General features: G+C 31.3%; 13 protein-coding genes. 8 read left to right on the top strand and 5 right to left on the bottom strand.

The window, feature by feature from the left end:
- Window positions 1–42: 42 nt before the first annotated feature.
- Window positions 43–804 carry a glycosyltransferase family 2 protein gene (locus R3L15_RS02765; RefSeq protein ID WP_338733090.1) on the top strand — a complete coding sequence of 254 codons (762 nt, stop codon included), beginning with the start codon at window positions 43–45 and terminating at the stop codon, window positions 802–804.
- Here R3L15_RS02765 and R3L15_RS02760 read toward each other — a convergent pair.
- Complete coding sequence (locus R3L15_RS02760) at window positions 801–1,562, bottom strand: lipopolysaccharide kinase InaA family protein (RefSeq protein WP_338733089.1); 762 nt, start codon at window positions 1,560–1,562, stop codon at window positions 801–803. The genes R3L15_RS02765 and R3L15_RS02760 overlap by 4 nt on opposite strands.
- A gap of 49 nt (window positions 1,563–1,611) precedes the next feature.
- Here R3L15_RS02760 and R3L15_RS02755 point away from each other — a divergent pair, with 49 nt between their 5' ends.
- Entirely contained in the window at window positions 1,612–2,676 is a 1,065-nt protein-coding gene (locus tag R3L15_RS02755; protein WP_338733088.1) for a glycosyltransferase family 1 protein, read from the top strand.
- Here the strand turns inward: R3L15_RS02755 and R3L15_RS02750 are convergent.
- Entirely contained in the window at window positions 2,665–3,522 is an 858-nt protein-coding gene (locus R3L15_RS02750) for a hypothetical protein (protein WP_338733087.1), read from the bottom strand. The two genes, R3L15_RS02755 and R3L15_RS02750, sit on opposite strands and share 12 nt — an antisense overlap.
- A 69-nt stretch (window positions 3,523–3,591) precedes the next feature.
- Between R3L15_RS02750 and R3L15_RS02745 the strand changes: the two genes are divergently transcribed.
- Entirely contained in the window at window positions 3,592–4,587 is a 996-nt protein-coding gene (locus R3L15_RS02745) for a glycosyltransferase family 2 protein (RefSeq protein ID WP_338733086.1), read from the top strand.
- A gap of 5 nt (window positions 4,588–4,592) precedes the next feature.
- Window positions 4,593–5,666, top strand: a complete 1,074-nt coding sequence (locus tag R3L15_RS02740) for a glycosyltransferase family 2 protein (RefSeq protein ID WP_338733084.1) — start codon at window positions 4,593–4,595, stop codon at window positions 5,664–5,666.
- Here the strand turns inward: R3L15_RS02740 and R3L15_RS02735 are convergent.
- Both R3L15_RS02735 and R3L15_RS02730 read right to left on the bottom strand, forming a co-directional pair.
- Window positions 5,653–6,366 carry a sulfotransferase family 2 domain-containing protein gene (locus R3L15_RS02735; protein ID WP_338733082.1) on the bottom strand — a complete coding sequence of 238 codons (714 nt, stop codon included), beginning with the start codon at window positions 6,364–6,366 and terminating at the stop codon, window positions 5,653–5,655. The genes R3L15_RS02740 and R3L15_RS02735 overlap by 14 nt on opposite strands.
- A 26-nt stretch (window positions 6,367–6,392) precedes the next feature.
- Complete coding sequence (locus R3L15_RS02730) at window positions 6,393–7,064, bottom strand: sulfotransferase family 2 domain-containing protein (protein WP_338733081.1); 672 nt, start codon at window positions 7,062–7,064, stop codon at window positions 6,393–6,395.
- A 147-nt stretch (window positions 7,065–7,211) separates the two neighbouring features.
- Here R3L15_RS02730 and R3L15_RS02725 point away from each other — a divergent pair, with 147 nt between their 5' ends.
- The 4 genes from R3L15_RS02725 (at window position 7,212) to R3L15_RS02710 (ending at window position 10,857) form a co-directional block, all read left to right on the top strand.
- On the top strand, window positions 7,212–7,772 hold the full coding sequence (locus R3L15_RS02725) for an L-threonylcarbamoyladenylate synthase (protein ID WP_338733080.1): 561 nt from the start codon (window positions 7,212–7,214) through the stop codon (window positions 7,770–7,772).
- Window positions 7,773–7,817: 45 nt separating this feature from the next.
- On the top strand, window positions 7,818–9,245 hold the full coding sequence (locus R3L15_RS02720) for an HD domain-containing protein (protein ID WP_338733079.1): 1,428 nt from the start codon (window positions 7,818–7,820) through the stop codon (window positions 9,243–9,245).
- Entirely contained in the window at window positions 9,229–10,245 is a 1,017-nt protein-coding gene (locus tag R3L15_RS02715) for a COX15/CtaA family protein (RefSeq protein WP_338733077.1), read from the top strand. The genes R3L15_RS02720 and R3L15_RS02715 overlap by 17 nt, the downstream gene beginning before the upstream one ends.
- A 99-nt stretch (window positions 10,246–10,344) precedes the next feature.
- Window positions 10,345–10,857 carry an IS1096 element passenger TnpR family protein gene (locus tag R3L15_RS02710; protein WP_338733075.1) on the top strand — a complete coding sequence of 171 codons (513 nt, stop codon included), beginning with the start codon at window positions 10,345–10,347 and terminating at the stop codon, window positions 10,855–10,857.
- Here R3L15_RS02710 and R3L15_RS02705 read toward each other — a convergent pair.
- The gene (locus R3L15_RS02705) at window positions 10,854–11,915 is read right to left on the bottom strand and encodes a hypothetical protein (RefSeq protein WP_338733074.1); all 1,062 of its coding nucleotides are present in this window, start codon (window positions 11,913–11,915) and stop codon (window positions 10,854–10,856) included. The two genes, R3L15_RS02710 and R3L15_RS02705, sit on opposite strands and share 4 nt — an antisense overlap.
- Window positions 11,916–11,932 lie beyond the last annotated feature (17 nt).

Here is an 11,932-nt window from a genome sequence, read left to right as displayed (position 1 = left end):
CTATATCTAAATTGGGTATTTTTACCAAAATACTTTTAAAAGATGATTAAATTTTCGGGAGTTATTATAACCTATAACGAGGAAGCTAAAATTGAACGATGCCTGAAATCTTTACTCCCAGTAGTAGATGAAATTATTGTTGTTGATTCTTTCTCTAAAGACAACACTAAGTCTATCTGTGAAAAATATAATATTACGTTTATTGAACAAACATTTCTAGGTTATGTAGAGCAAAAGAATTTTGCTATGAATGTAGCCTCTCATGACTATATTGTATCCTTAGATGCAGACGAAGCCTTATCTGAAACACTTCAAAAATCTATACTTGAATTAAAATCTAATTGGGTTTATGATGGATATTATTGTAAGCGACTAAATTATTTTTGCGGGCAATGGATTAAACATACCACTTGGTATCCAGATAAAAAACTTAGAGTATTTAATAGAAAAAAGGCGCAATGGGGTGGTATTAACCCACACGATAAAATAATTCTAGATCCAGTAAAAAGCAAGGCTGGTTTTTTAAAGGGAGATATTCTACATAAAACATATCAAAGCTACTCAGAGTTTAATAAGCAAGTTGAAAACTTTACAACAATTTCTGCTAATTCGTATTTTAAATTAGGTAAAAAGGCACCTATTTACAAAATAGTTTTAAACCCAACTTGGGCATTTTTTCAATCCTATATTATTAAACTTGGTTTTTTAGACGGGTTAAACGGATTAATAATTTCTGTACAAACAGCAAACACGCGTTTTTTAAAATACATTAAACTAAGAGAATTAATAAAGCAAAATCGTTAGCTTTTTTTCCAAAACTTAAGCTTCTTTTTTAACCTTTTTTTTCGGTAAAACCTATATTGAAACTCGTTTGTGTATTGCCACATAAGGCGAAACACTTTTTCATAAGGTTCCCCTATACATTTAGCATATTCATCGCTCATCACCTCTACCATTTTTTCATGAATGGTTAACCGCGCGAAATTTTTTATTCTAGTATTAAAATCAAGAGGTTTAAACGCCATACGGTTTAAATCAACTAGAAAAAACTCATAATCGTTATTATTTACTTTTATAAGTGTATTTCCTGGTGAATGATCTAAAAACAACACATTATTTTCGTGCAGTTTATATGTAAACCTAGTGAATGCTCTTAGTATGGATTCGTAATTGGGAATGTTAAAATCTTGGGTTAAATCGCGGTACGTGTAATCGCAATCTAATTGTTCGCTTATATAATAACTTTTTTGGAATAAAAACGGGGTTGTAAACTCATAATAAGCTATGGGTTGTGGTGTACCTATTCCTAATTTAGCAAGTTTGTTAGCATATTCAAAAGAGCGTTGCGCCTTACTTTTTCTAAAAAACTTATAGGCTATTTGATTAACTACATTAGGCACTTTAAACGACTTTACGTTAATAGTTAGCCCATTTAAATCAAATAATTTTAACGAATTTCTATCTTGATTACCGAAATCTTCTCCTTCGGAATCGAAGTTTGAAATAAATTTCGTTAGCATCACTTCATCTTGAAGAAACTTTTTAACAACAACATGCTTCATACAGCAAAATTACAATTACTTTTAGTTAATTTGTAAAAACTCTCTTGGAATGCCCAAAATATTTTTAGAATCGCACAACATAAAAAACCTCAACTTTGGTTTTGGACAATTTAATTACCATTTAATTAAAGCGCTTTCAAAAAAAATTCCATCAAAATACAATGTAACACTTTGCGCTAAAAATATTGACAAGCTACAAGCTGAATTTGGTCAAACATTTTCTTATAAAAAATACCATTCTTTTAGGCGCTATCCATTATTTAGAATAAGAAAAAAATACGATTTATGGCATAGTCTAAACCAGAATACAAAAATAGAACCTTATCACGATATTCCTTATTTATTAACGGTTCATGATGTAAATTTCATGGAAGAATTAACTGGCGATGACTTAAATAAAAGAATACATGCGTTTAACGAAAAACTTAACCGAAGTCAAGCCATAACCTATATTTCTAATTACGCCAAAAGCATGACTCATAAGTATTTTAAAGTACCCCATGTACCCGAATACATTATTTACAATGGGAGTCCTGAGATTAACACGCAACAAACTTTTAAGTCGCCTAAGTTTTCTGCTAAATTGCCTTTTTTATTCACTATTGGTGAAGTGCTGGAAAAGAAAAATTTTCATGTTTTAGTTGAAATGATGACGCATTTACCTAACAGGCAATTATTAATTGCAGGAAAAAACACAACTGAATATGCCAACAAAATTTCAGAATTAATAAAAAATCACAAACTTGAAAATCGTGTGTTTTTATTAGGCAAAATACCTGAAAACGATAAAAACTATTACTACAAACACTGCGAAGCTTTTGTTTTTCCTTCATTACGCGAAGGTTTTGGAATACCACCTATTGAAGCGATGAACTTTGGCAAACCCGTGTTTTTATCTAATAAAAGTTCGTTACCAGAAGTTGGCGGAAAGTATGCCTTTTACTGGGAAAAATTTAACGCTGATTACATGAGCTATATATATAGTAGCAGTATTGAGGAATTTAATAAAAACCCAGAAGAAAACACTCAAAACTTAATTGCTCACGCCAAATCATACTCTTGGAATAAAACAGCTGAGCAATATTTAAACGTTTATAAAAGTTTACTTGAATAAAAACTTAAACCACTGTCCAAAGTTTTTTTTCCAAACATAAAACTTAGAAGGTAACACCTGGTTGTCTTGTAACAGATTTTCTTGTAATTCTTTTATATTATTCCCTTTTACATAAATAAGCTCTTTCCATTTTTCTGGCTCGATATAAAAAAAGTCTCTTCTATTTTTATAATTAGATTTGTCTGTCGTTTTCCACTTATCTAAAAAGGTATTGTTAACTTGTTTGTTATGCCCCCAATTTTCAAGCTTTTGTATCAATTCCTCCTCTGTTCGCGACAAGCATTCATGTAAAACCATATGACGCTTATAAACTATTTGCTGTTTGGCCTTTCTACCTGTTTTATAATTTGGTGTATTTGTGGTTACTAAAACTCTTGTAGGTTCTTTAACTAATAAATAACCATCGTCTAACTTCTTAAACATGTTATAAAGAAAGGCCGCTATTTGTATAGGTTTTTTAGAATTTAGTAAGTGATTACTCTGCTTTAAATAAGCAACAAATTCTTTAAAGTCTATAAAATACTCATCGGCATCTAGTTGAATACACCAATTCTCTAATCCCATTTTTTCAGAAAGCATCATACGCTCTCTAACTTCACATTGCATGGTGGTTAATTCTGGCACGTAAAAATGGTCTTTATAAAGCGCTATTTTATTATCAACATCAAAAGTTTTAATCCATAAAAAAAAGTCTTCTTCAATAGTAAAATCATCTCCTTTCCATGTTTTTAAATCTATATCAATGGCAAGAAAAATCTCATCGGCATCATTATAAACAAAAGGCAACGCCTTTTTTAAAAGGTAATAATCGTAGGATACTAAAAAGCCAACGTGTATTTTTTTCATGAATAATTTTTTACAAATATACTTTAACACCTATAAATAACTACTTTTGTTGCATAAATTGTAATTAAGATGCCTGAGTTAACTGTTATTATGCCTGTTTATAATGGCGAAAAACATCTAGAAGAAGCTGTAAATAGTGTTTTAAACCAAACTTACACAAATTTTACGCTTTTAGTGTTAAATGATAACTCATCTGATAGTACCCCCAACATTCTTAATCGCTATAAGGAACAAGACCATAGGGTTCATGTTGTAAGCAAAACCGAAAACCAAGGCCCTGCTAACTTAAGAAATGAAGGTATTAAGTTGGCCAAAACAGAATTTATTGCCTTATTAGATGCCGATGACATTGCACTTCCTACCCGATTTGAAAAACAAATAGATTTTTTAAAATCCAATCCCGATGTGGGCGTTTGCGGGACCTGGTTTACTGTGTTTGGTGATAAAAAAGAAAAGGTATTAAAACATGCCATAGACCATGAGGCTCTTAAAATACAATTTTTAAGTAGCTGTGGTATTGGCAACCCAACGGTTATGTTTAGAAAGTCGGTATTAGGTGATTTGCAATTTGAACACCAATATGTTCCTGCTGAAGATTACGGCTTATGGAGTCAATTAATTGCTAAAACTAAGTTTCATAATATACCAGAATCTTTATTGCGTTACAGGTGGCATCCGGGAAATATTAGTCAAACAAAAAAAGTCAATTTAATAAAATCTGAAATCCTTATAAAAAAGCGTCAGTTAATACATTTAGGAATTGACGAGAATGATACTAATATCAATTACTATTTACATGCTGTCTCATTAAAGCGAAAGTTACCTATAAATGATATTAAGCAAGTAATTGAAGCTGCTAAAACACTTAAAAACTTAAATTTAAAATATAAGTATTATAATCAAGAGTTATTTAAAGCACACATAGACAATATTTTGATACGAACCATAAGAAACGCCAAAAGCTACAACATGGCATTCTTTAATTACTTAAAAAAAGAGTCTGGTTATTTCTCTAAAATGCCCATTATAGATAAGATAGTAATTTTCTTTAAAAGTTTATTTTAAACAAGATGAGTAAAAACACAACATTACCCTTTGTAAGCATTATAGTGCCTTGCTATAATGTAGAAAACTTTATAAATAAAGGACTTGAAAGCGTACTAAACCAATCTTATACAAACTGGGAGTGTTTAGTTATTAATGATGGTAGCAAAGACAATACAGAAAATGAAATAAAAAAATGGGTAGATAAAGATGCGCGCTTCAAACTAATTTCTCAAGAGAACAAAGGGCTTTCTGGCGCACGAAATACAGGGTTAAAGCACGCTAAAGGTGATTGTATTTATTTTTTCGATCCAGACGATATGTTAGATGAAAATTGTTTGGAAAGTCTAACCAATTTATATCAACCAAGCATCGATATTGTTGTAGGAAAAAACGCTTCCGTTCGCAACCAAACAACAACAATTATTAACACTTTAGAACATTATAATACAACAAATACATTACTTGAAGATAAGAATTTTGTAGAGCTGGCCTTAAAAACACCTTTTAGTGTTGTCGCTTGGAATAAGCTATATAATACTAGCTTTATTACCACTAATAATTTGTGGTTTAAAGATGGATTTGTCCATGAAGATGAACTTTGGTTTTTTGAAACTATGTATTATGCTAAGAACATTATTTTCAACTCTAAAGTCACGTACTATTATAACATTGGCAATCAAAGTTCTATAACAAAAAATTACAGCTTATACAATCTTACATCGTATTTAACGGTAATTGAAGATATTTACACTAAATATTATAAGTCCGAAAAGGACAATCAGAATAAATTAATTACAGGCACTTATATTTTAAACTTTCAAATTACAGTAGTTGCTGCTTTTTACAGATTTATAAAAAAGAATAAGAATATTACATATAAGGAAGAAGGCACAACTTTAATAAAAAGACATCTAGGGAATTTTAAAATTGAAGATTTCCTAAAATTTAACGCTAAGAAAACAAAACAGTATAACCTTTTTAAACATTATGCCATTAACAATCCCGAAAAAGCTTTTAGGTTAATTAGAAACACCAATAAAAAAAGTATCTTAAAGCGTATTGAAAGCTGGTATTTAAAGAAAACTACCCGTTTTTAATGTTTTGATATATCTCTATATCCTTAGAAAAACGTTTATTAAACGCATTACTTTTTTTAAGCTTCTGAAGAATTTCTTGTGGAATTTTTTTATTGTTAGTGTTAAGCTTACTTGCCTTTTCGCCTGTTTTTTTATTGTAGTTTTCTAGTAAAACAATCTCTTTATTTTCTAAGACTTCTTCTACTCCTCTTTGTAAATAAAACGATTGACTTCTAAAATGTCTATCAGATAAATAATCGGGTAACTTCACCACTTTCTTAAGAAACTCATCAAAACTTATTTCGCTTTTAATCCCAAAAAAGCTAGTAAGTCCTGAAGGGTCTTCATACATTACATTTTTGTTAGCAATTACATCTAAAAAACATGAATAGATACGCTCATAGGGGTTTCTTATTACTAAATGCGCCACTTTACCACGACTAAACTTGCGGTATTTTTTAAAACTATAAAAACGTTTTCTCAATACTTTGTTATCAGTCTTTAGAGCAGGATCAACTTGATGTATCTCAGGGAATTTACTTGTAAAATTGGGTTTGTAACGTCTTATAAGATCTACCTTAACTGTAGAGCAACCAGATTTAGATATTATGGGGTAAAACGTATTTGTTTCTGGTATATAATAAACCTCGATAGAATCTATAAGTCTTGTTCCTATAAAGCCTTTTATAAATTTAGAAAGCGTTAATTTTCCTATTCTCATATTATTACTTTACCAAACAAGGGTGTTTAAAATACTTTATTAGATAATTTTTCGTATTGCTTTTCTGTTAACACGTCCATACTGTTTAGTTTTTCAATACAGTCATAATCTTTTTCTAAATACTGTATCAAATTATTAACAGCTAGATTCGATAAGTTAGTTTTCTTTTTATTTTTCTTTAAATGGCTTTTAAGTGTAATATTGAAATGAGTTTTTAAATCTTCACTTAACGTTTCGGTAGCAAGAATAGCTATAATTTGCTCCTTTTTACACTTCTTTAAAAAATCACCTAAATAAAAATCAATATCTTCCTTAAGATGATGAATATAAAATTTATCTTTTTTAAAGTCTAATGCTAAGGCTCCCTTTTCATCATAAATAGCTTCAGCTAAACTATTTATATCACTATACTTTTCAAGAAGTTCTTTTTCACCTTGATATAAATCTTTTTGAGTTCCATCCTCAACCACAAGTTTATAACGCCAATTAAACGCCGATACAAATCTAGATATCGGGTTTCTAATTACAATTATATACTTTTTCTTTTTTCTGTAAGTTACCTCTCCTACATGCTTTTCAAAAAACTTAACGTCTCTTTTCTTTAACTCTTCAATAACAGAAGACCCGCCACATTTTCCTATATGTATAACAACTTTGTCTACTTTTTCTTTTCTTTTAAGCCTATCTATCACCCTCATTAGGTTATTATTGAATATTTAATTAGCTGATAAATTTAGTAAAGTTAAATTAACTAAAGAAAGTTATCTATCCTAATAAAAAATATAACTTTTCGAATATCTTCTTTTGTTAGTATAATTTAAAACCAATTAAATTATTTTTGCACTATGCAAAACGAAATAAACAATACTTTAACCGCCTTAAAACAAGGTAAAACTATTCTTTACCCTACCGATACTGTTTGGGGCATTGGTTGCGACGCTACTAATTTTAAAGCCATAGAAAAGGTTTTTAAACTAAAACAACGCGATGAAAGTAAGGCATTAATTTGCTTGGTAAGCGACTTTAAAATGCTAGAACAATATGTAGAAAATGTTCCAGAAGTTGCCTACGATATTTTAAAATATGCTAATAAACCTACTACAATTATTTACGATAAACCTATTCGAGTATCAGAAAACTTAGTCGCAGCCGATAATACATTAGCAATACGTGTTGTTAGAGAAGGTTTTGCCAACAAACTTATTAGAAAATTAAGAAAACCTCTTGTGTCTACATCGGCAAATGTAAGTGGCGAACACACTCCAAAATCCTATAAAGAAATAAGCGACCATATTTTAAAAGGTGTGGACTATGTTGTAAATTTGCAAAATGTAAAATCGACTAACAAACCATCGGCTATTATTAAAATTTCTAACGATGGTATGGTGAAGGTTATACGAGAATAATTACTCAAATTTCAAACAACAAATCATTCTTGAAATTTGAAACCTATGAATTACAAAAGCGCTTTACAACATAATATTTTCAAAATTATCTCAAAGTCTGCCAAAACGCTTAACTTAGACAGCTACGTTATTGGTGGTTTTGTTCGTGATTATTTATTGCAACGAGACGCTAAAAAAGATATTGATGTTGTAGCCATTGGTAGCGGCATTGCTTTGGCCAAAGAAGTTTCAAAAAACCTCCCAAACAGACCAAAAGTTAAGGTGTTTAAAACTTACGGAACAGCTATGTTGCGCTACGATGATCTAGAAATCGAGTTTGTTGGCGCACGCAAAGAAAGTTACACTAAAGATAGTCGTAATCCTATTGTAGAAAATGGTACACTTCAAGATGATCAAAATCGTCGCGATTTTACCATAAATGCATTAGCCCTTAATTTAAGTGAAGCCCATTTTGGTGACTTATTAGATCCTTTTAATGGTATTGCTGATTTAGAAACCAAAACCATTCGCACACCTTTAGATCCTGACATTACATACAGCGACGACCCTTTACGAATGATGCGTGCCATACGATTTGCTACGCAATTAGATTTCTGGATAGAAGACGAATCACTTAATGCTATTACTAGAAACAATCATCGTATAGAAATTATTACCAAGGAGCGTATTGTTACCGAGCTTCATAAAATACTAGAAAGCAAAACACCGTCCAAAGGATTTCTTTTATTAGAAAAAACAGGACTTCTTGAACGTATTTTACCCGAACTTACCGCACTTAAAGGCATTGAAGAAAAAGAAGGGCAACGCCACAAAGATAATTTTTATCACACGCTAGAAGTAGTCGATAATATCTCAAAAAACACCAATGATGTTTGGTTACGTTGGGCTGCTTTATTGCACGATATTGGTAAGGCACCAACCAAACGCTTCGATAAAAAAATAGGTTGGACTTTTCACGGGCACGAGTTTAAAGGTTCAAAAATGGTGTTTCATCTTTTTAAAAGATTAAAAATGCCATTGAATGATAAGATGAAATTCGTTCAAAAGATGGTAAGAATGAGTTCTCGTCCAATTGCTTTAGTTGACGAAGAAGTGACTGATTCTGCTGTACGACGCCTTATTTTTGATGCTGGCGATTATATTGAAGACTTAATGACGCTTTGTGAAGCCGACATCACCACAAAAAACCCAAAACGCTTTAAGAAGTACCATAACAATTTTAAAATTGTACGTGAAAAAATGGTTGAAGTTGAAGAGCGTGACCGTATTCGAAACTTTGAACCACCAATATCTGGGGAAGATATTATGACAACGTTTAACATTGGACCAAGTCGTGAAATAGGGACTATTAAAGAAACTATTAAAGAAGCTATTCTAGATGGTAAAATACCAAACGAATATGAAGCCGCTTACCAATTGATGCTTGATAAAGGAAAAAAAATAGGATTAACAGCTGATGAAAAAAGACAATAAACACGTTATATACTGGTTACTTACGGGTTGTTTACTCATTTTTATAATGGTTTTAGTTGGTGGCATTACCAGGCTTACCGATTCTGGCCTATCAATTTCCAATTATAAGTTAATTACTGGAACCATTCCACCGTTAAACGATGCTGAGTGGCAAAAGGCTTTCGAATTGTATCAGCAATACCCCGAATACCAAAAACTAAATAATCATTTTGAATTAGAAGATTTCAAACAAATCTATTTTTGGGAATGGTTACATCGTGTTATCGGTCGTTTAATTGGTCTCGTATTTTTCGTGCCTTTTTTATATTTTTTAATAACCAAACAACTTACAAAGAGTACCATAAAAAAGAGTTTGGTTTTAATGGCCTTGGGAGCTTTTCAGGGCTTTTTGGGATGGTATATGGTAAAAAGTGGCTTGGTAGACAAACCCGATGTTAGCCATTTTAGATTGGCAGCACACTTAATAACAGCATTTCTAACCTTTGCCGCAACACTTTGGGTAGCGTTAGATTTAATTTATCCTAACCAAAAACCTATAGAGTTTCCGAAGTTTAGAAAACTGATTATCATAAGTTTTATCATTCTTATTGCTCAAATTATTTATGGTGCTTTCGTAGCTGGATTAAAGGCTGGTTTACTACATAATCATTGGCCTTTAATGAACGAAGGAAAATTTATACACCATACAGTTTATATTTTTGAACCATTCTATAAAAACCTTATCGAGAACCCTAGCGGTATTCAATTTATACATAGAACCATAGCTTATTTAGTAGTAGCATCTATTATTATTCTTTGGGTAAAATCTAAAAAACTACAACTTTCCAAATTACAACAGCAAGGTATTCAAAGCCTTTTAATTATTGTTTTTGTTCAGTTTGTATTAGGCGTATTTACTATTTTACTTCAAGTCCCTTTATGGCTTGGCGTAGCACATCAAATAGGTGCATTTTTCTTGCTTTCGGCTATGACATTTACTCTACATAGGTTTAGTAAATAGCACTGAAAACTTTTCTAAAAACATATTACATAATTTTAAATCTCGCTTTGCAAGTAAATAATGGAAATGACGTAACTTTGCGGCAGATTTTTTTGAGATATGATTTATAGATTTAGAATAGTATTAGATAACGACACCGAAGACGATATTTTTCGCGACCTAGAAATACGTGAAACCGACACTTTAGAAGACCTTCACAACACCATTACACAATCGTTTGGTTTTGACGGCTCTGAGATGGCTTCGTTTTATGTAAGTAATGACGAATGGGAACAAGGCGAGGAAATTTCGTTATTCGATTTAAGCGATAATGGTAATGCGCGTTTAATGAATGAAACAACACTTAACGATGTGGTGCATGAAGCGCAAACCAAATTAATTTATGTATATGATTTTTTAAGCCTTTGGACATTTTTTGTAGAATTGGCTGAAATTGTTGATGAAGCTGAAGGTACCGATTACCCTAACCTCATGTTTGTTCATGGGCAAATTCCAGATGAAGCACCAGAAAAGAATTTTGAGGCTGAAAACTTAGATGAGTTTAATGAGTTTGATGATGATTATGATGTAAATGATTACGATAATCTAGATTTTGACGAAAACTGGAATTAAAAAAAGTTTTTCATATTCACGCCTTGGTAATTTCGTTTAACGAAATCCAGGGCATTTTTCATGATATCGCCCATCGTATTACTTCGTCTAAATTCGACATCCAGCGTGTAATTGTAAATCTCTTCTTTTAATTGTGCGATATGTTCTGGCGTAGAAAGCGTGTCTTCTTGCATACATTCTAGCAACTCTCCTATTCTATCGTGATAGCTAATCATGCGTCTAGCCACTATAGAACGTTCTTCAATTTTATATTGTTGGATAGATTCTTTTTGAATTTTTTCACGCACCAAATCAACCATTGTAATATTTTCTTTAAAAAACTGCGGCCTGTATATATTTAATTTGCCTTCGTAGCATTGTTGGTCAAAATCTATAGCGCGAATTTTATATACTACATGATCAAAATCGTGTGTTGGCACAATAACATAATTGTAAGAACGCATGTCTCCTAAAAGCCTAATCATACAACGTTCATTAAACTTAACAAACTCTTTTGCTATTTGCGATTTTTCTGAATGTGTACATTTAGGTAATATATTTTTTATAAACTCATCGCCTGGTATTCCTGCAATATGCTCTTCTATTAATGTGTCTTTATACACCAAAAAATTAAGATTATAAGGAGAAAGCATATGTTCGAACTCTAAACCGTAAACACGAGAGGCGTCGGCTTTTTTCACATAGAAGTAGGTGTAGTTATCATTTAAAATATTTCTAATTTTTACTCGAAAAGGTTTAGAATTTCCAAAAGTGCAAAAGTCTATGGCATCAACATTTAAGTATTTAAATATATTTTCGTTACCATCTGAAATTAAAATGGAATATACCCGTTTTAAAGCTAAATCAATTTCTTCTCTTTCAAACTCATTAAAATACACCCTAACCCAAAGCGTATCTTCATCATTTTTATCATATACTACAACAGAGCCTTGAAAGCGTAATAAATCATCATAAAAAATAGGCAATCGTATATTACGATTGTACTCCTGCAAGTAATCGTGTAATTTGTTCCCTATTGGGTATGAAGGCTTTTTTTTCGATATCTTTAAATCATCCATAACATAAAATAACCAAC

It is taken from the genome of Mangrovimonas cancribranchiae (genome assembly GCF_037126245.1).
Classification (GTDB): Bacteria; Bacteroidota; Bacteroidia; order Flavobacteriales; family Flavobacteriaceae; genus Mangrovimonas; species Mangrovimonas cancribranchiae.
Note: the sequence above shows the minus strand (reverse complement) of the source record. Positions and strands in the feature narration are given on the sequence as shown.